At 45.7% G+C, this 20006-nt stretch carries 15 protein-coding genes; 8 read left to right on the plus strand and 7 right to left on the minus strand.

Annotated features, from left to right (window positions below; all coding sequences use genetic code 11):
- The first annotated feature begins 2 nt into the window (after positions 1 to 2).
- Both DK187_RS09625 and DK187_RS09630 read left to right on the plus strand, forming a co-directional pair.
- Positions 3 to 1511, plus strand: a complete 1509-nt coding sequence (locus DK187_RS09625) for a tripartite tricarboxylate transporter permease (RefSeq protein ID WP_111607137.1) — start codon at positions 3 to 5, stop codon at positions 1509 to 1511.
- 402 nt (positions 1512 to 1913) lie between these two features.
- Complete coding sequence (locus tag DK187_RS09630; RefSeq protein ID WP_111607138.1) at positions 1914 to 4055, plus strand: methyl-accepting chemotaxis protein; 2142 nt, start codon at positions 1914 to 1916, stop codon at positions 4053 to 4055.
- 121 nt (positions 4056 to 4176) lie between these two features.
- Here DK187_RS09630 and DK187_RS09635 read toward each other — a convergent pair whose 3' ends face one another.
- Positions 4177 to 6030, minus strand: a complete 1854-nt coding sequence (locus DK187_RS09635; RefSeq protein ID WP_111607139.1) for a bifunctional sugar phosphate isomerase/epimerase/4-hydroxyphenylpyruvate dioxygenase family protein — start codon at positions 6028 to 6030, stop codon at positions 4177 to 4179.
- Positions 6031 to 6363: 333 nt separating this feature from the next.
- On the opposite strand from DK187_RS09635, the gene pcaQ reads away from it, so the two are divergent.
- Both pcaQ and DK187_RS09645 read left to right on the plus strand, forming a co-directional pair.
- Entirely contained in the window at positions 6364 to 7329 is a 966-nt protein-coding gene (pcaQ, locus tag DK187_RS09640) for a pca operon transcription factor PcaQ (protein ID WP_111607140.1), read from the plus strand.
- Between the two features lie 35 nt (positions 7330 to 7364).
- Positions 7365 to 8306: an AEC family transporter gene (locus tag DK187_RS09645; RefSeq protein WP_111607141.1), complete on the plus strand. Its 942-nt coding sequence runs from the start codon at positions 7365 to 7367 to the stop codon at positions 8304 to 8306.
- Here DK187_RS09645 and aroQ read toward each other — a convergent pair.
- The 4 genes from aroQ to DK187_RS09665 all read right to left on the minus strand — a co-directional run bounded on the left by aroQ (position 8278) and on the right by DK187_RS09665 (position 11491).
- Positions 8278 to 8748, minus strand: a complete 471-nt coding sequence (gene aroQ / locus DK187_RS09650) for a type II 3-dehydroquinate dehydratase (protein WP_111607142.1) — start codon at positions 8746 to 8748, stop codon at positions 8278 to 8280. The genes DK187_RS09645 and aroQ overlap by 29 nt on opposite strands.
- Before the next feature lie 55 nt (positions 8749 to 8803).
- Positions 8804 to 9736 (minus strand): AEC family transporter, encoded by a 933-nt coding sequence (locus tag DK187_RS09655; RefSeq protein WP_111607143.1) that lies wholly within the window; start codon positions 9734 to 9736, stop codon positions 8804 to 8806.
- Between the two features lie 48 nt (positions 9737 to 9784).
- On the minus strand, positions 9785 to 10498 hold the full coding sequence (locus DK187_RS09660) for a GntR family transcriptional regulator (protein WP_111607144.1): 714 nt from the start codon (positions 10496 to 10498) through the stop codon (positions 9785 to 9787).
- Positions 10499 to 10636: 138 nt separating this feature from the next.
- Complete coding sequence (locus DK187_RS09665; RefSeq protein ID WP_111607145.1) at positions 10637 to 11491, minus strand: shikimate dehydrogenase family protein; 855 nt, start codon at positions 11489 to 11491, stop codon at positions 10637 to 10639.
- A 478-nt stretch (positions 11492 to 11969) separates the two neighbouring features.
- Here DK187_RS09665 and DK187_RS09670 point away from each other — a divergent pair, with 478 nt between their 5' ends.
- From DK187_RS09670 to DK187_RS09680, 3 genes are all read left to right on the plus strand, one after another.
- On the plus strand, positions 11970 to 13184 hold the full coding sequence (locus tag DK187_RS09670) for a LysR family transcriptional regulator (RefSeq protein ID WP_111607146.1): 1215 nt from the start codon (positions 11970 to 11972) through the stop codon (positions 13182 to 13184).
- Positions 13185 to 13309: 125 nt separating this feature from the next.
- Entirely contained in the window at positions 13310 to 14257 is a 948-nt protein-coding gene (locus DK187_RS09675) for a Gfo/Idh/MocA family oxidoreductase (protein WP_111607147.1), read from the plus strand.
- 91 nt (positions 14258 to 14348) lie between these two features.
- Complete coding sequence (locus DK187_RS09680; RefSeq protein ID WP_111607148.1) at positions 14349 to 15329, plus strand: aldo/keto reductase; 981 nt, start codon at positions 14349 to 14351, stop codon at positions 15327 to 15329.
- Between the two features lie 102 nt (positions 15330 to 15431).
- Here DK187_RS09680 and oadA read toward each other — a convergent pair whose 3' ends face one another.
- Both oadA and DK187_RS09690 read right to left on the minus strand, forming a co-directional pair.
- Positions 15432 to 17240, minus strand: coding sequence for a sodium-extruding oxaloacetate decarboxylase subunit alpha (oadA, locus tag DK187_RS09685; protein ID WP_111607149.1), 1809 nt, complete (start codon positions 17238 to 17240; stop codon positions 15432 to 15434).
- A gap of 17 nt (positions 17241 to 17257) precedes the next feature.
- Positions 17258 to 18673, minus strand: a complete 1416-nt coding sequence (locus DK187_RS09690; protein WP_111607150.1) for an acetyl-CoA carboxylase biotin carboxylase subunit — start codon at positions 18671 to 18673, stop codon at positions 17258 to 17260.
- A 185-nt stretch (positions 18674 to 18858) separates the two neighbouring features.
- On the opposite strand from DK187_RS09690, the gene DK187_RS09695 reads away from it, so the two are divergent.
- Entirely contained in the window at positions 18859 to 19839 is a 981-nt protein-coding gene (locus DK187_RS09695; RefSeq protein ID WP_111607151.1) for a LysR family transcriptional regulator, read from the plus strand.
- Positions 19840 to 20006: the final 167 nt, after the last annotated feature.

Below are 20006 nucleotides of genomic sequence, written 5' to 3' on the forward strand. Positions count from 1 at the left end.
TTATGGATGCGTTACATTATTTTGCCATGTCTTGGCTATCACCAGAGTTACTAGGCTTAACCGCACTAGGCACGTTTTTAGGGATTTATGTCGGGGCCATCCCAGGTCTGTCCGTGACCATGGCCGTCTCGATTCTGATTTCGTTCACCTTTGCATGGGACGTCAATTACGCACTTTGCTTAATGGTCGGTGTTTATATGGGCGGTGTTTACGGTGGCTCTCGCACCGCTATTTTATTAAACATCCCTGGAGCGCCCTCGGCCATTGCGACGGCATTAGACGGCTACCCTTTAGCTAAAAAAGGGCTTGCTGGAGAGGCGATCGGCTTATCGACAGTCATGTCTGTCGTTGGTGGCTTTGTTGGCATTATCGTCTTAGCGCTTGCGGCACCCACTGTGAGCGAATTTGCCATCACATTCCAGCCTCGTGATTATATGATGCTGGGGATTTTAGGCATTATGCTGGTAGGTTCTTTATCGGGTGGCAGTCTAGCAAGAGGGATTTTTGCTGGTGCGTTAGGGCTCTTAATTGGTACCGTTGGACTCGATCCAATGACAGCAGAAGAGCGTTTTACCTTTGGTGTTGTTGAACTTTGGGATGGCATCAATCCCGTCGCGGTGATGATTGGTATGTTTGGTATCTCAGAAGCCTTGCATCAGTTACACCACATGAATAAGGCCGTCATCAAACAAAAAATCTCTCGCGTTATCCCTAAGTGGTCAGACATTAAAAAATACATGCCTCTTAGCCTGCAAACCTCTTTTATTGGCGTGATTGTAGGGGCGTTACCAGGAACCGGTGGCGACATTGCTGCGCTGATGGCTTATGACCATGCGAAACGCGTTACCAAGAATCCCAAAGTCCCCTTTGGTGAAGGCGCTAAAGAAGGTTTAATCGCCCCAGAAGCGGCCAATAACGCGGCTGTTGGTGGTGCTTATATACCAATGCTGACCCTAGGCATTCCCGGAGACGCGGTAACCGCAGTATTTATTGGCGCCTTGTTTATTCATGGTTTAAACCCAGGTCCTTTATTGCTCATCGAACAACCTCATATGTTTTGGTTTACCGTTGGCAATTTAACCTTAGCCAATATTTTCGTACTGATTTTTGGTTTAACCGGCATCAAACTGTTCTCGAAAATCGTCGAATGTCCAAAAGGCATCTTAATCCCACTCATTTTCCTTCTGTCGATCGTCGGTGCGTATGCGATCAACAATGCCATTACCGACATTTGGTGGATGCTGGCTTTTGGTGTGTTTGGTTACTTTATGCGTCTCTATGGCTTCCCTGTTGGGCCTGTGATTTTAGGGGTAATACTAAGCTCACTAACCGATGAAAATTGGCGTCGTGCCATTTTGTCAGAGCGTGGCAGTATCAGTGATTTGTTTATCAACTTATTTCATAGCCCACTTTCCACCGTGCTCTTTAGTGTGATTGTATTAATCCTCTTTACCCAGTCACCTCTTTGGACACGCTGGCTAAAACGAAAGCTCTTTCACGAAACCACCTAAGTACAGATTACACAGGCAACAGCTCCCCCCTCAACCCCGTTATTTAATGCCATAACAGGGTTGAGGGGTAGATTATCCTCTTACCTATGTCGCTAAATTTGTTTTTAACATTATCTGCTTACCTAAAAACGACAAACTGTTTCTAAATATCGACGAAAGCGCCCTATCATAAAGCAAAATGAGCGAAAAAAACCATTATGGTGCAATATAAAAAGACAGCTCTTTTAATAATTCACTGCTTTTTAAAACGTATCCAGTGGAATACCAATGCACTTTTATCTGTTCGCAGAATATCAAACTAAAGTTTTACATTGAAGAAACAATGGCAAAAAAATTGCTCTTTCAGCACACCCCTAAGCATCTGCAACGACGTAGTGCTTAATGCAATGGAGCAGTAAAGAGATGAGTTTAAAAAGCAATCAGATGTTACTTTCAGCAAAAGAACGCCGATGGTTACCTTGGTTTGGCAACACTGGGCGGTTTTCACTTTTTTGGTCGTGTTATTTAAATAAAGACACCTACCCAAACATAGAAAAAACCTTCGAGAATATTGCCAGCACCAGAGTGAAACTGCTCAACACTTGGGTGAATACTCAGTGGTCTCAGTTAGACGTCTTACTGGAAATCGTTTCTCCAACCTTCCCAATTGTCGAACAAGAAACACTAGAAGAACGTTTAAATATCGTCCCTGATGTCTCTGAATATTTTGTTATCGATGCGCAAGGACAGGTGCTAAAATCGACCACCCAAAGCCGTGTAAGCAAAATCGATTTACCAGCAAAAGCCGTGTCAGCAGGCTTGCTTGCGCCATTTATACATGGCCCTTATATAGACCAAAATACCTTAACAATTGGCGCATCCAGCTCAAAATTTCACGATGCGGTCACTCTAATGTTTTATCTCCCCATTAAACAAAATGGTATTAGCGTAGGTGCTGTCTGTGCCCGTATTCCCAATGACGTTATCGGTGATCTTATCCAACGCGAAGCGGGACACATTTATAAGGAATCTGGCGACAACTATTTGTTTATGGTGAAGTCAGAGTTCGATCCTTCCATACTCCCCGGCACCGCTCTGTCCCGTTCCCGCTTTGAAGACAATGCCTTCAGTCATGGCGAAAACCTAAAGGGTGGTATCAATACAAAATTTGGCGTCGTCAAGGTTCAAAAGCAGACTGAGTTTGAAATTCGTTTTACCGATCCTGCCACTAAAGAGTTGCACCCCGGTGTGCGAGAAACGATTAAGAAGGGTCAAAACCTTTTTGTGACTTACCCCGGCTATTCCGACTACCGACACATTCCTGTTATCGGCAAAGGGGTGACTTTTCAGCTGAAAGGCAGCCCAGATACATGGGGCATGATGTGTGAGGGCGACTTAGAAGAAGTCTATCGTCGACGCTCCATCAACTTAAAACTGATGAGAAGCTACTTGCTAGCCTCCAGTGTGCCGCTTGTCATCAGTAGTTTACTGCAGGTTTACACCGACTTATCCCTTCTGCCAACGAGCTTGATCGCCTTTGCCAGTTTAGGCCTAGCAGGCATCCTCTTTCATCGTTTCAGCACTAAAAAAATTAGCCGTAGCATGAGCCAAATGACGGAAGTCATTCAAACCATTGCCGAAGGAGAAGGCAACCTAAAACAGCGTCTGGATGACGATCTAGCCAACGACGAAACTGGTGACATGGGACGCTGGATGAACAGTTTTATTGACAACCTCGACAACACCATGGGACAAGTCATTTCGGCCAGCAATAACGTCAAAAAATCTAATGAATTTATGATTCGCACCAATGAAGAAGCCAGCCAAGCGTCTCATTATCTTGAGTCCACCGTTGAAAACATGCTGAGCGTGTTTCAGCAACAAATAGACGAAGTGCACAGTGCGTCTCAAACGGCAAATGATTTGAAACAAGCCATGGATCAAGTCGCCGCAGAAACACAATCTCGCCTAAAAGCCGCCAAAGCTGGCACACAAGAAATACGCGATGTCGTAAGAGCCACAGCGGAGTCGGTCAAATCATTGGATCAAAAAACCAATGAAGTAGCCGGTATCATTACCACCATTTCTGATATCACCAATCAGACCAACTTATTGGCCTTAAACGCTGCCATAGAAGCCGCTAGAGCCGGTGAACATGGAAGAGGATTTTCAGTCGTAGCCGACGAAGTTCGTAGCTTGGCCTCTAAAACCGCTTCAGCAGCAGAAGAGATACAAACCATGCTAGAAGGTATTCAGGAAGAAACACGCAGTGCGGTGACCTTTATGGAAAAAGGCGCCGAAAACGTCGATAAAAATCTCATCGCGAATGAGCAAAGCAATATCAGCGACAGCGCTTTGTACGACCTAGTCGACACCATGTTTGAAGCCATTTTGTTATTGAATGAAAGCAACCAGACAAACGCAAAAACCGTCCATGAAATGGGCGCGGCAACAGAGCAAATGCGTCGCTCAATCGCGGCACTTCAAAGACGTTCATCCCGTGTTGGGTTATCCGCCTTGAAGCTCAACTCACTGGTTGGTCAGTTTCAAGTAACCACCAAATAATAAACAGTCTCTAGTGCTGGGGTTTGGACGAAAAAAAACCGGAGGAAGTTTCCTTCCTCCGGCATAATTTCCTCACAAAAGGATACGCCTAAAACAAATCATTCCCCGCAATGACAATGACTTATTTTTTCTCTTGGCGCGCCTGTGAGGCAAGACGAACAAACGCATTCGCTTCGCCGTAGCGACTGTAACCACCCACACGTTGTACCACTTCAAAAAAGACGCCATGTACTTCTTCCGTATAGAAATGAAAGAATTCACCTTCGTCATTTTTATCGTACATAATATTATGTGACTGCAATTTCTTAATCAGGTCTGGCGACAAACCAAAGCGCGCTTCGATGTCACGATAATAATTCTGAGGAATCGGCAGCTGCTTCTCACTATCAATGTTTTTTGCTGCGGCAAAAATATCATCACACGCAAACGCAATTTGGTGCACCCCAGAGCCTTTAGACTTCTGGATAAAACGCTGTGCAGAGGCACCGCGTGCGTTGGTCATATTCAATGGAATACGCACACGCTTGTCTTTGCTAAGAGCGGTTCGGCTTACGACTAATCCGTGAATATCCGGCAAATCTTGGCTGGCATCGATATCGAAACCAAATACCGATTTATAGAAGAAAGACGCCGACAGAAAATCCGTATTGGAAACCGTTTGGCCGATATGATCGAAACGTGTTAAGCCAACCCCCGTTTCGCCCTGAATACCTTGAATCGGTTTGAAATCCACCTCGAAAAAACGTACAGCGGCGTCGGCTGAAACGAGATACACCAAGCTATCGCCAATACCGCGAAGTGCAGGGATATTCAATTCACCTGGACCGGCCTGATTATCAAAACGCTCGACACGATAGCGTTCAGCCAAAGACAAAGTGGCTTTAACATTTTCCGAGGCAAACGCCATCGCACAAACGGACACACCGTGTTTCTGGAAATGCTCGTGGGCTTGGCTTTTCGGCTCGCGGTTGAGGATCAGGTTAATATTACCCTGACGCATCAAGCTGACGTTTTTAGAACGGTGTTTATGGGTTTCATGAAAACCCAACTGAGCCAAGGTATTGGTTAACGCCGCGCCGCTTTCCCCTTCAATGGCAAATTCAATAAACTCAACATCGCTAACTTGTGGCGCCACAATCGGAGCGGTTTTTTCTTCACGCTTGCTCACCGTTTGGTCATCAAGCCAAATCAAAGAACGCATACCATCAATGGCCTTTTCTAATGGCGAAGAAGAACGGAATTCGTCATTGAAAATCTCATGGGACAAGTAGTCATTAAAGCCTTTGTCTTTCAAAACTTGTAAAAACTCGACCACTGGCATATCGCCTTGGCCAGGGAAGCAACGGAAATGTCGGCTGTATTGCAACACATCCATTTGTAAACTGGGCGCATCGGCCACTTGCACCAGCGCAATCTTGTTTAGCGGAATGTCATCACGCAGAACATCTAAGGTGTTACCACGGGAAAACATGTGAAAGGTATCTAAAATAATACCTAGATTCGGATGGTCAACACGTTTCACCAAATCCCATGCGTCATGATAATCGGCAATGTGGTAACCCCAAGCTAGGGCTTCATACCCCAGCATGATGCCTTCTTTTTTGGCTATTTCAGCCAAAGCAAACAAGTCCGCCGCGCACACATCACGATCCGCAGAAGAATAAGGCTGCACATTACTGCAAAACAACAAACGATTCGTACCCAACTCGTGAGCAACATCCATTTTGTGCTGCAACATTTTGACTTTCTGCGAACGCATTGGCTCAGGCATACCTTCCATATCACGGAATGGCTGCAAAGCGATAATCTCCAAACCAAGATCTTGCGCCATACGACGCACATCTCTTGGCGAGCCATCAAACTGAGTTAAGTCATTTTCGAAGATTTCTACACCTTGAAAACCGGCTTTTGCCGCCGCTTCGAACTTTTCTCTCAGCGTGCCAGATAAGGTAACGGTTGCGAGTGCTGTTTTCATTCTTACGCCCTGACTGTCAACATTTCATAACGAAAACGATATGTGAAAAGCAAATATGTTTTCTACTTCTATCATTATTATGCTTGATGCTAGCACAAGATTTTTGTATTGAGCGCCCTATTAAGAATGAAATAAAGTGCCAAAAATATATCGAAAAAGGAATACATAACCCCTTTTCAAGAGCGCAACTTAGGAGTGTAATATAGGAAAATTATTCCCTTATTAGCGCTTGTAACGAGCCTGATTCCTTAGTGTTTCTTTTTTTCAGTAGCTGACGACCCAATAGCCAGTTAGCAGCGACAGAGACCATGCGTGTACGATGGGAGACTTTTTATGCTAGAAAACCGTATTAAATATCGCCACCTTCAATGTTTTTTAGAAGTCACTCGTCAAGGTAGTGTTGTTCGTGCCGCTGATGTGTTGGCTCTTACCCAGCCAGCTGTGTCAAAAAAACTCAAAGAACTAGAAGACATTCTGGGCGTCAGACTTTTAGAACGCAGTAAAAAAGGCGTAGAGCTCACACCGTTTGGAAAAGTCTTTCTAGAACACGCTAGCACCAGTGTGGCCGCATTACGTGAAGGCACTGAACGAGTAGCCCAAGCACAGCAAAAAGGCATCAGTCGTATCAGCATTGGTGTGTTACCGACCGTTGCGACCAGCATTCTGCCAGAGTCCGTTAAACGTTTTCGCACAGGCGGTCTTGATGTGCGATTGCATTTGGTTTCCGGCCCAAACGCTTTATTAATGAGCCAGTTGCGTGTTGGCGAATTGGACTTAGTCGTTGGACGCTTAGGCGTTCCAGAAGCCATGTCAGGCTTATCATTTCAGCATTTGTACTCGGAGCAGGTCACGTTTACCGTTCGACCTAATCATCCATTGCTAACAAAAGAAAACTTCCAAATCAGCGATATTGCCAATTACACGGTGCTCTACCCGCCAAAAGGCTCCATCACTGCGCCCTATGTAGATCGTTTTTTATTGTCCCAAGGCGTCAGCACGCTAACGGATCGAATCGACACAGTGTCGGATTCGTTTGGCAAAGAATTTATTCGCAATAACGATGCGGTGTGGATCATTTCACGCGGTGTTGTGGCTCGAGAAATTTCTGATGGTGAACTGGATGAATTGCCTATCGACACAAAAGAAACGCTAGGAGCGGTTGGCCTGACAACCCGTGCAGACTCGGTTCCGTCACTAGCACTAAAGCTGTTTATGAACGCCATCCGAGATACCGCACAAACGTTAGACAGCTATTACAAACACATTGATCATCACCATAAAGACAGCCCTGTCGTTTAAGTGGCTAAATTAAGGTGCTAAGACAGGACTCCTAGATGCTGACCATTATCGCCATCACAACGCCCATTTTTATCATGATCATATTGGGATACTTGGCGGTTCGCGTTAAGTTGGTTCCTGGTGACACCATAGCTGGCATGGCAAAAATCGTCATGTATTTCACGCTTCCCGCTTTAATTTTCAGTACTTTGGCACGAATGGAGTTTGATGAGGTTATTGTCCCAGCCTATATTGCCACTTATGCAATAGGATCCATACTCACCCTATTGATTGGTCTATTTATTAGTTTAAAAGTCATGAAACGTTCTCTTATTGAGAGTACGTTAAAAGGGGCAGGCATGGCCTGTTCAAACTCGGCATTCTTCGCGTATCCAGTGATGTTACTGGCGTTCAGCAACCCTCCTACAGCAGCGTTTGCCATGTCCCTAATCGTCGAGAACATTCTGGTTCTTCCCATGATGTTTGTCATGCTAGAAGTCAGTGCGTCCAGAGGACAAGGTCTAAAACCCTCTCATCTCTTCTATGGCGTACTAAAACGGCTCATCAAAAATCCGTTAATTTTAGCCGTTACGGGTGGGGTATTAGCGTCGACATTTCACCTAGAGCTGCCCGCGGTGATTGATCGAGTATTGGTCATGTTATCCGGCGCATCCGCCACACTCGCACTGATTGTACTGGGCGGTTCATTAGTCGGTACCAGCCTCACTGGCAATGCCAAAGACATTTGTTTTGTTACCATAGGCAAACTCGTCCTGCATCCATTAATGATTGCCGTCGTGGCGCTCTTTATGCCAGAAATGGACCGCAACCTTCTGCTCGGTGGCATCTTAATTGCGGCCGTTCCCATGATGAGTATTTATCCGATTATTGGCAGCCAATATGGTTTTCGTTCTCTGTGCGCAAGCACATTACTGATTACCACACTGATGTCATTCCTTACACTCGCCGTTATTTTGTCTTTGATGGGGTTGAACTAAGCTTGTGCACCAAACCCTGAATACCCAATACATAGCCTTGTACACCCATACCCACGACAATACCTGCGGCAGCAGGTGAAATATAAGAGTGATGACGGAAGGCTTCTCTGGCGTGTACGTTGGAGATATGAACTTCGATAACAGGCACCTCTGCACCTTTTATGGCATCATGGAGCGCAACAGATGTGTGTGTATAAGCACCGGGATTGAACACTACGCCCAATACTTCGCCCGCTTTAATGCGACGGCCCGCTTCATGAATGAGATCAATCAGTACACCTTCGTGATTAGATTGATGGCATTCCACATCATGACCCAATGTCTGTGCAGCCTCACGGCACATGACTTCCACATCCGCTAGGGTTTCATAGCCATAAGTAGCAGGCTCACGAGTGCCCAGTAAATTTAAATTAGGGCCGTTCAATACCATGATGGTAGACATTTTTATTACTCCTATAAGTCAACATGAATATTCAATTAATCGCATTAGCCTATTTTCAAACAAAAAAGCGCAGCAAGACACTCAAGCTAAAAAATGACAACACGGTGGTAATCAATAACGTACTCGCACAGAAACTCCGTTCACCATACTCGCCACAGACAATGGGGTAAGAGCTAAACATAGGGACAGCAGCAAAAATAATAACCGCGATCTTTAAATCGTTTGGCATGGCCGGCGCCAGTAGCAAAAGCAAGGTGACGAGCGCGGGAAATACGACCAACTTACCCGTCGCTACTAATAAAATGGGAGACCATTGTCCTTTTATGGACACACCAACCAAAGAACCACCAATCACAATCAAGGCGACGGATGAAGCCGCAGCAGCCAGTAAATCCAGCCCTCGCCCCATAAAACTGGGCAGACGCAACTCAAACACGGAAAAAACTAAGCCAGCGGCTAAGGCAATTAATAAGGGATTCGTAGAAATGCGTTTCACCACAAAAACAAGAAGACTTTTCTCGCTGTTCTGACTTTTGCCCAACATGGTTTCGATAAAAATTAAGCACACTGGCAGCAAAATAATATTTTCCACCATCAATGACATCACAAAGGCCTGAGTCAAAGACGAATCAAAAAACTGTAATAAGACAGGAAAACCAATAAACGCACTGTTTGACATGGTTGCACCAACGCCTCTGACACCCGCGTCAACCAGACCGCTTTTCAGCAGTCGCCAGCTCAACAACACAATGATAAAAAAAGTCGCTAAGCCGCTCGCTGCATACACCGCAAGATAGTCAAAATGCAGGACTTCTCTTATCTCCATGCTGGACAATTTCATAAAAATTAACGCAGGCAAAGCAAGGTACAGCACAAAACGGCTCAACCCTGGTATGGCAGCTTGTGGGAGAAAAGAAAAACGCACACTCACAAAACCCACTAATATCAGAAAAAAAATGGGCGCAACGATATTAATGACGGCTGCCATGTTAGAAGTTCCTTATTGAGGTCATCGTGTTCATCTCATAAAAACCGCTTAGGCCGACGCTCTACTTTTGTTTGTAGTTGCAGAGGTTGCACTGCTGAGATCTGGCAGTGTTAAGCCTTTTTGAATATGCGAATCCAGTATCGATACTGCATTCTCTACGTCGTCTTCTAGAAGGCATTTCAACAATTGATGATGCTCCTCCATAGACGCCTGTCCACGAAAGGGGCGGCGGTGCAACGCCAGCACCTGATAACGCATATAAAGCTCAATTACTGAAGCATGGTAACGGATAAGCTGCTGAGAGCCGCAATGGGACACCATGGTAATATGAAAATCTCGATCGACTTTTTCCCATGCCTGCACATGACTCGTCTCGTCTTCCATCATCTGTTTCTCGACACAGTTCAAGCGAAAGTGCGCACTGATTAAAGCCGACTTCCACTCCATATGACCCACTTTATTGGCCATGGATTTACGCACCCCCGACAGCTCTAACATCTGTCGTAACTCTAATAGCTCGCATAAATCAGCGGTAGAGACAGGTTTTACTGAGAACCCTTTTTGATCGACAAACAGCACAAAACCATCAGACACAAGTCGCATTAAGGTTTCGCGTAGCGTGTTGACACTGGCACTATAACGCAAGCGCAACGCGTTTAATTTCAGCTTTTCGCCGGGAGCAAGCTTGCCCGTTACAATGTCTGAACGCAGTTGCTCATAGACAGATTGCCCAACTAATTTGCGATCATCGGAGTTAATCATAGAAATTTCTAAGGGCCTTTTATGGTTTTATAAGACCTCTGCACTATATCACGAGGCAAAGCATTCTAATGTATAGCCAAACGAAAAGACGCCCTTTGGCGCCTTTTTTAGGTTGTTCACTTTATGAAATGACGAGAACTAAATCAACGAGCTAACCACATCGTATTTTTCACGGAACTGATCCCAAACGGGCTTCACGTCCGTGACTTGTTGTCCGGTAAAAATCTCAAAAGCATCGATGCCTTGGTAGAAAAACAAATCAAAACCAGACACAACCTGCAGGCCCTTCTTATTTGCTTCTAGCAAAAATTCCGTATCCATTGGGGTGTAAACCGCATCAAAGGCCCACTTCTGTCCCTGAATCAACTCAGCCGCCAAAGGCATGCCTGGACTTTTCAAATGACCAACAGGCGTACAGTTTACCAAGCCATCCACTTCCGCCGCGGCCGCAGCAATGTCTTCTTTGGCCACCACACGGGCTTTATAACCTGCGTCGTTAATAGCATCCACCAAAGATTGCGCGCTACGTTCACTCAAATCAGTGATCAACACTTCTGTGGCGCCCACTTCAAACAAGGCAAAGCCAATCGCACGCCCTACACCACCCGCACCTATCATCAGCACTTTGCCTGCGGGTAAATCGCCCACTCGCCCCTTATAGCCGCGAATAAATCCCGTGTAATCGGTATTAAATGCACATACTTTGCCGTCTTTTAATAGCAAGGTATTACTGGCACCCACTTTTTTTACCGCATCGTTCACTTCGTCTGCACTGTCGATGGCAATTTGCTTGTAAGGAAACGTCACATTCGTACCAACAAACCCCAAAGCACGAATTTCAGCTAACTTGGCATTAAAGGCTTCGGCACTATCATCTTCGGGCACCTGCAGTTGGTAATCCACAGGCAACTGCTTTAGCTCACCTAACATCATGTGTAAAGAGGGAGATCGAGAAGCGGCAATCGCCTGACCGATTAGACCTAAATGTAACATTGTAATTGCCTCCAACGTATTCCCAAAAGGAATGTCATCACGTTAATAATTGAGTCATAAAGGATAAAAAACGCTTCCTTTATCAGAGATAGAGGAAGCGTATACCAAAACTCATGATTTGTTGTATGACAATTTGACATGTATTTTGATTGGAAAAATTATATCAAAATAGACAACACTGAAACGGCATTTTTGTGAACAAACTACCGTCTGAGACAAATCGCCTCCACGCTTTTTGCGACTTCGTTATAAAATTCGCCGATACTGTGAACAGCCGTTTGCTGTAAACATGAAAACAAAAGTACAGCACAGACCTAGAGTAATATCTCTTTTTCACTATTTAAAAAAAAGAACGCTAAATCCATATAAATAGTGACGTTTTTATCAAAACACGAAAAAAACATTGAATTAATGCTTATCCTTTATTTATTTGATATTCGTTTTTGATATAGTCTGGTTAAAATAATAAGGAGGTCTTATGGAGATCGCAATTCCCAACCTACGACATTTGCGTGTCTTTCTCGCGGTAGCAGAGCTGAAAAGTATTACTCGTGCATCTGAAACCATCTTCTTATCACAACCTGCCATTACACAAGCCATTGCAAAGCTAGAGGGGCTATTAGGCGCGGCCCTATTTGAGCGCCATTCAGATGGTATGTATCCCACGCCATCAGGTGAGGTATGGCAAAAACGCGTAAGCCGCGCCATCCATCATATCCAAAACGCCACACTCGAAATCGTCAAAGACAACACCCCCAAAGAGCGTGTGCAAAAAAATCTCGTGGCCTTGATCAGCACGACACAACTACGGGCCTTGATTGCCGTCTGTGAAGCGCAAAACTTCAGCATTGCCAGCCGCAATTTGGCGGTTTCCCAGTCCTCTGTTCATCGCGCTGCCCGTGATTTAGAGCGCTTACTTGGGGTCGTGTTATTTGAAAAAAACAGTCTTGGTACAAATGCAACGAAAGCCGCACAAACCTTAGCGAAAGCCACCAAACTGGCTTTTAGTGAATTACGCCAAGGCATTTACGAGATCAACGCCTTACAATTCAAAGATGTCAGTACCATCACCATTGGCAGTATGCCTTTGGCCCGTATGACCATCCTGCCTAAATCCATTTTGCAATTTAATGAACGCCATCCTGATGTGAATATCAATGTAACCGAAGGCCCTTATGCCGATTTATTACATCATCTACGCCAAGGCGACATCGATATTATTTTAGGAGCCTTACGCTACCCTTCCCCCGCTGACGATGTGGTCCAAGAAGAGCTATGGGCACCACCTTTGTCGGTTGTTGCTCGCACAAATCACCCCTTAATGAGCAAACACCCTGTTAGTGCCAAAGAGCTGGCAGAGTTTGCTTGGGTGGTTCCCGCCAAAGGTACTCCTACTCGGCAAGCCTTCGAAGATATTTTTCATGATGCAGGCATTCCGTTACCCACTAGGTTGGTTGAATCCAGTTCACAGATATTGATTCGTGAATTATTAATCGAAAGTGACCGCCTGACCCTGATTTCAGCACACCAAGTAGAGCGAGAAATTAATATTGAATTACTCAATGTCATCGACTTTCCACTGGAACATACTCGCCGACCAATTGGACTTTGTGTGCGAAAAAGCTGGCTTCCAACGGTGACCCAGTCCCATTTCCTCAGCTTATTGCGAGAAATATCTGAACACTTTCGCTAACCCTGAAAGAAACCAGATTGCAAAAAATGAATGGCTAATGCGGTTTATGGATTACCCCCATCGGCTATCGGATGCTAAATTTGTGAGTCATTATTCTATTCACTAATAAAAACAGGAGCCAACTAATGAGAATTTGTATCGCTGGTGCATCAGGCGCTTTTGGCATGAAACACATGGACGCCATTGCGGCCATTGAAGGCGCAGAGGTTGTTTCTGTAGTTGGCACCAAAATAGACGCCATCAAAGCGTTCGCGCAAGAACGCGGCGTACCTCACTACACTACAGATCTAGCCGAGAGTTTGGCTCGTGACGACGTGGACGCTGTTATTCTAGCGACCCCGACTCAAATGCACGCGGCACAAACTATCCAATGCCTTGAAGCTGGCAAACATGTTATGTCTGAAATCCCCATGGCAGATAACATCGAAGACGCTCGCAAAGTGGTCGAAGTACAAAAGAAAACTGGCCTAGTTGCGATGGCGGGGCACACTCGCCGTTTCAATCCTTCGCATCAGTGGATTCACAACAAGATCATGGCGGGCGAATTAAACGTTCAACAAATGGACGTGCAAACTTACTTTTTCCGTCGTTCAAACAAAAACGCCCTTGGCCAAGCACGCTCTTGGACCGACCATCTACTGTGGCACCATGCTTGCCATACAGTGGATTTATTCCAATACCAAACCGGCGAAACAGCCAGCAAGGTTCAAGCGCTACAAGGCCCAATCCATCCTGAACTTGGCATTGCCATGGACATGAGCATTGGCATGAAAGTACCGAATGGCGCAATCTGTACGCTATCTTTGTCCTTCAATAACGACGGTCCATTCGGCACTTTCTTCCGTTATATTTGCGATAACGGTACTTATATCGCACGTTATGACGATCTATTTGACGGCAGCGAGAACAAGATTGATCTCTCGGGTGTGGCGGTGTCAAATAACGGCATTGAGCTACAAGACCGTGAGTTCATAGCCGCGATTCAGGAAGGTCGTGCACCGAACGCTTGTGTCACCCAAGCCATTGAAGCCATGGAAACCCTACATCGCTTAGAACAATGTCTAGAAGACTAAATCGTAATGCTCTAAAGTGACAATACTTTAAAGTGACTCAACAAAACTCAAATGGGGAGCTTCGGCTCCCTGTTTTATTAAGGATATTGTTATGTCAAAACACCCTCATTTAACCCATCCAAACATCGGCCTCGGCTGCATGAATTTATCCCATGCTTACGGTTCACCGGTTGCAGAAGAACAAGCAATAAAAGCCCTACATCAAGCCTTTGAAATGGGTTATCGCCATTTTGATACTGCAACGCTTTATGGCGGCGGAAATAATGAACTCTTGGTCGGTAAAGCGCTAAAAGATCGCCGTGATGAGTTTTTCCTTGCCAGCAAATGCGGCATGGCCATGGTCGATGGCAAAAAAGAGATTAACGGCCGACCAGAAAACATTCGCAAACAATGCGAAGACAGCCTAAAGCGCCTGCAAACAGACCATATCGATTTGTATTATTTGCATCGCTTAGACTTCAATGTGCCCATCGAAGAAAGCGTAGGAACGCTGGGTGAGTTAGTAAAAGAAGGCAAAATAGGCGCCGTTGGCTTATCCGAAGTATCGGCTGAGACATTAACCCGTGCTCACAACGAATTTCCCATTACCGCGATTCAGTCCGAATATTCTTTATGGACACGTAACCCAGAAATCGCCGTATTAGACACTTGTAAAAAATTGGGCATTACTTTTGTTGCTTTCAGTCCCTTAGCGCGTGGCTTTTTAACGGGCACACTAAAAGACGTTGCGGATTTAGAAGCCAAAGACATTCGCAACAACATGCCTCGTTTTAACGCCGAGCATTATCCTAACAATCTTGCCTTGTTAAACGACTACTTTGCCCTTGCGAAAGACATCGGCTGCACGCCGTCACAGCTAGCATTGGCTTGGCTTAACGCAAAAGACAAAAATATTGTCCCTATTCCGGGTACTCGTTCGGTTAATCATATGAAAGACAATCTTGAAGCAGCGCAATTAAAGCTGGATGCCAAACAAGTCAGCTTGCTAGACGAAATGATTAATCAACATAACGTCCACGGTACGCGCTATACAGCAGCGCAACAGGCCGAAATAGACACCGAAGAGTTCTAACAGAAATCAACTAACAAAAAGCCCCTTACTCTTTATGTATGAAAAAGAGTAAGGGGCTTTTGCTTATATCATCCGTTCAAAAAGCCTCCACCGTGCTTCGATTTACACAATCTCAATCAACATTTCGCCCGGTGTGACTCGATCGCCTTTTTTAACGAAAACCCCTTTTACCGTACCCGCCACATTGGCATGCACTTCGGTTTCCATCTTCATCGCTTCCGTGACAAGCACAGCTTGACCTGCAGTCACTGTGTCGCCTTCTTTCACCAGGACATCAATGATATTGCCCGGCATGGCCGCACTGACATGGCCCGGCGCTGTCGCACGAGATCGACCAGAACCGCCGTCAGACACGTATTCGTTTAACGATTCGAATACCACTTCTTCTGGCATACCATCCAAAGACAAGTACAGTTTGCGTTTTCCAGCCCCAAAATCCCCCACGCCAGTGATTTCAACGTTGTAAACCTCTCCATGCACATCAATCTTGAACTCCGTTGCCAAGCCACCTGCGGCGGTGCCTTGACCTGCTTGTTCTGGCGGTAACAAGACTTCAGGAACCAAGCTGCCATCGGCACGTTGCTGTAGGAATTCGCGGCCTAACTCGGGGAACATAGCAAAGGTCAGTACGTCCTCTTCCGACTTCGCTAATTCACCGATTTCTTTACGCAGCTTATATAGCTCTGGCGACAACGAATCCGCTGGACGAGCGTCGTTCACCGATTCATTCCCTATGGCTTTTTTCTGTACGTCTGGATTCACCGCGGCAGGCGGTTGACCATAACCTCCCAATAAGTAACGTTTTACTTCATTGGTAATGGTTTTATAACGCTGGCCAGCTAATACATTATAAACCGCCTGCGTCCCCACAATTTGCGAGGTTGGCGTCACCAATGGCGGATAACCTAAGTCTGCACGCACACGAGGAATCTCGGCAAACACCTCACGAATCTTGTCTAGAGCATTTTGCTCTTTTAATTGATTCGCCAAGTTGGACATCATGCCGCCCGGGACTTGGTTAATCTGCACAGACACATCTTCGCGCGTAAATTCACTTTCAAATTGATGATACTTTTTACGAACATCGCGGAAGTAATCGGCAATCTCTGACAACAAGGTTAAATCTAAACCTGTGTCATACTCGGTATCTTTTAATGCCGCCACTTGAGTTTCAGTGGCTGGGTGACTGGTGCCGCTGGCAAAGGATGAAATCGCCGTATCAATACGATCTGCCCCCGCCTCAATGGCTTTCAGCTGACACAAAGGTGCCAAACCAGAAGTGGAGTGACTGTGCACTACCAAGGGTAAATCAACCGCTGCTTTGATGGCCTTCACCAGATCATAAGTCGCATAAGGCGTTAGTAACCCCGCCATGTCTTTAATGGCAATAGAGTCTGCGCCCATGGCTTGCATCGCTTTGGCTTGCTCAACAAACAAGGCGAGTGTGTGCACAGGACTGGTCGTATAACAAATCGTGCCTTGCGCATGTTTACCAGCTTTTTTCACCGCTTTCATCGCGGTTTCAATATTACGCAGATCATTTAGTGCATCGAACACACGGAACACATCGATGCCGTTATCGGCCGCCTTTTGCACAAAGGCTTCCACCACATCATCGGCATAATGGCGATAACCCAACAGGTTTTGACCGCGTAGCAGCATTTGCAAACGAGTATTAGGCAAAGCTGCACGCAATTGACGCAATCGCTCCCAAGGGTCTTCTTTCAAAAAGCGTACGCAAGCATCAAAGGTTGCGCCGCCCCACACTTCTAAAGACCAAAAACCCACTTGATCGAGTTTCTCACAGATCGGCAACATGTCTTCCGTACGCATACGAGTGGCAATCAGCGATTGGTGAGCATCACGCAAGGTGACATCTGTCACTTGTATTGTTTGTTTAACTTGACTCATTTTCTTCCTCCTGCGGATTATCGACCAACATGCGCTGCAATAGCGGCTGCCAACACCAAGGCAATATCGCTTGGATGGCGTCTAACGGAATAATTTAATAATTCAGGGTGCGCTGGCACGAACCCAGTATTGAATTTCCCCTTGATGAAATCTGGATGCTTCAATATTTGCTGATAATAATTCGCCGTGGTTTTGATACCATGCAAACGCATATCATCAATGGCGCGTCGACCACGTGCGACCATCTCATCCCACGTCAACGCCCACACCACCAGCTTCAAACACATGGAATCAAAGTAAGGCGGAATCTCGTAGCCAGTATAAATTGCGGTATCCACACGCACCCCCGGGCCACCCGGTGCGTAGTAGTGAGTAATACGACCAAAGCTGGGTAAAAAATCGTTTTTTGGATCTTCCGCATTAATGCGAAATTGCATCGCATAACCACGATAATAAATGTCTTCTTGGCGGAAGCTAAGGGGCAAGCCTGCAGCAATACGAAGCTGCTCACGGACAATATCAACCCCTGTGATTTGCTCGGTAATCGTGTGTTCAACCTGTACACGGGTATTCATTTCCATGAAATACACTTCGTTGCCAGACAATAGAAACTCCACGGTACCCGCGTTAACATAATTCACCGCTTTGGCGGCTCGCACTGCAAGATCGCAAATATACTGACGTTGTTCCGGAGTAAGCTGTGGGCTCGGCGCAATTTCGATCAATTTTTGGTTACGACGCTGTATCGAACAATCACGCTCAAACAAATGCACAGCATTACCTTGGGAGTCGGCTAATACTTGCACCTCAATATGGCAAGGGTCCACAATGCACTTCTCTAAAAACACTTCGGCAGAACCAAAGGCTTTGGTCGCTTCAGAAATAACGCGAGGGTACTGCGACGTTAATTCTGCTGGCGTATCACAGCGACGAATACCTCGACCGCCACCACCAGAGGTGGCCTTGATCATCACTGGATAACCAATTTTTCCAGCCAAACTCAACGCTTCGTCAAGGTTCGCTAAATTCCCTTCAGAGCCTGGCGTGATCGGAATCCCTGCCGCACGCATACTGTCTCGGGCTTGGGTTTTATCACCCATTTTATGAATAACAGAAGAATGAGGCCCAATAAAAGCGACGCCTTTTTGCTCGCATAACTCGGCAAAGCGCGCGTTCTCAGACAAAAAACCGTAACCGGGATGAATCGCATCACAGCCTGTCTCTATGGCTAAGTTAACCAAACGCAAAGGGTCTAAATAACCGGCAAGAGGGTCCTCACCCAACGAATAAGATTCATCCGCCCGTTTGACATGCAAGGCATATCGATCCGGTTCCGTAAAAATCGCCACAGAGCGAATCCCAGCCTCTGCACAAGCGCGAATGATACGAACCGCAATTTCACCTCGGTTAGCAATCAACACTTTTTTTAACATGAGTCACTCCTTTCTTGTTTGAAGAGATCACTGCACAACGTAGCCAGTACAACTTTTGTACAAATACCTCTGAATATTCAGACTACTCAAATACTAACCAAAGTAAAAATTGATATTACAAGAGTTATCTATAAGCTATACCTGATAGATAACCGTACAATCGCGATATAAGAGGGAAAATAACAATGCCTCAGAGTGTACAAAGTTTAGTCAATCGACTGACTTTTCGACAGTTACAAGTTTTTAGAAGTGTCTATGAATTGAACAGCTACAGTCGAGCTGGCGACATGCTCGGCCTGACTCAACCCGCGGTTAGCAATCAAATACGACATCTTGAACAAGCGCTCGAGCAACCCTTGTTTGAATACGTCGGCCGTCAGCTTTATAGCACAGCAACGGCCAAACGCTTGGCTCAGTGCATTCATGCTATGTTTGATGAAATCGAGCGTTTTCAGCAAGACTTATCCGCTGAAACGGGACTGATCTCAGGTGAATTAACCTTAGTGGCCGTGAGCACAGCACAACATGTGGTGCCTTATTTGCTTGGCGCGTATACCAGCTTGCATCCAAATGTGACGATAAACGTAAAAATTATGAATCGTGCCGCTGCGATTGAACGCCTTAATGAAAGTCATGATGAATTAACCATCATGGGATTGGTACCAAACGATAAACCCATGTTTAGCCTACCTTTTTTGAATAATGAATTGATCGCTGTCGCACCACAAAACCACCCTATTCTCACTCTAGAAGACATATCATTGAGCGCATTTTTAGAACACAATTTACTGCTTCGAGAAGCGGGTTCTGGTAGTCGCTTAGCACTCGAATTACACTGCCAAAAACAACGTATTCGCTTGCAAGCAGGCATGGAAATAGGCTCCAATGACGCCATCAAACACGCCGTTATTGCGGGTCTAGGTGTCGCGGTCTTACCAAAATTGGGCATTTTGTCTGAGCTCACCCTTGGCACACTAGTCGAAGTCCCCATCAAAGACTTCCCTCTTCGCCGCTCTTGGTGCTTGATCCATCCCCAAGGACGCCACCCAACGCCAACCATGCGTTCTTTTATTGACTATATTCAACAAAATATTGCTCAGTTTGAATACATGTTCTCCCGAATGTCCGCGAACCTATGTGTCAAAAAAAGCATAAAAATCCGCTGATATAAGGCATAATTTTCCTCAATGTAACATAAAATTACCACTTCAAGACCCTTTGCCCACAGACAAGATCACAAAGAATATTTATGATCCTCCAATCTATTGAAAGACACTTTCATGCCTCCTTGAGCCACCAACTGATCGTGCGACAACGTTATAAAAAAAAGAGA

This window comes from Marinomonas arctica (assembly GCF_003259225.1).
Classification (GTDB): domain Bacteria; phylum Pseudomonadota; class Gammaproteobacteria; order Pseudomonadales; family Marinomonadaceae; genus Marinomonas; species Marinomonas arctica.

Coding starts and splice junctions, on each gene's coding strand:
- DK187_RS09625 (WP_111607137.1), top strand. CDS start 3: ATGGATGCGTTACATTATTTTGCCATGTCTTGGCTATCACCAGAGTTA.
- DK187_RS09630 (WP_111607138.1), top strand. CDS start 1,914: ATGAGTTTAAAAAGCAATCAGATGTTACTTTCAGCAAAAGAACGCCGA.
- DK187_RS09635 (WP_111607139.1), bottom strand. CDS start 6,030: ATGAAAACAGCACTCGCAACCGTTACCTTATCTGGCACGCTGAGAGAA.
- pcaQ (WP_111607140.1), top strand. CDS start 6,364: ATGCTAGAAAACCGTATTAAATATCGCCACCTTCAATGTTTTTTAGAA.
- DK187_RS09645 (WP_111607141.1), top strand. CDS start 7,365: ATGCTGACCATTATCGCCATCACAACGCCCATTTTTATCATGATCATA.
- aroQ (WP_111607142.1), bottom strand. CDS start 8,748: ATGTCTACCATCATGGTATTGAACGGCCCTAATTTAAATTTACTGGGC.
- DK187_RS09655 (WP_111607143.1), bottom strand. CDS start 9,736: ATGGCAGCCGTCATTAATATCGTTGCGCCCATTTTTTTTCTGATATTA.
- DK187_RS09660 (WP_111607144.1), bottom strand. CDS start 10,498: ATGATTAACTCCGATGATCGCAAATTAGTTGGGCAATCTGTCTATGAG.
- DK187_RS09665 (WP_111607145.1), bottom strand. CDS start 11,491: ATGTTACATTTAGGTCTAATCGGTCAGGCGATTGCCGCTTCTCGATCT.
- DK187_RS09670 (WP_111607146.1), top strand. CDS start 11,970: ATGGAGATCGCAATTCCCAACCTACGACATTTGCGTGTCTTTCTCGCG.
- DK187_RS09675 (WP_111607147.1), top strand. CDS start 13,310: ATGAGAATTTGTATCGCTGGTGCATCAGGCGCTTTTGGCATGAAACAC.
- DK187_RS09680 (WP_111607148.1), top strand. CDS start 14,349: ATGTCAAAACACCCTCATTTAACCCATCCAAACATCGGCCTCGGCTGC.
- oadA (WP_111607149.1), bottom strand. CDS start 17,240: ATGAGTCAAGTTAAACAAACAATACAAGTGACAGATGTCACCTTGCGT.
- DK187_RS09690 (WP_111607150.1), bottom strand. CDS start 18,673: ATGTTAAAAAAAGTGTTGATTGCTAACCGAGGTGAAATTGCGGTTCGT.
- DK187_RS09695 (WP_111607151.1), top strand. CDS start 18,859: ATGCCTCAGAGTGTACAAAGTTTAGTCAATCGACTGACTTTTCGACAG.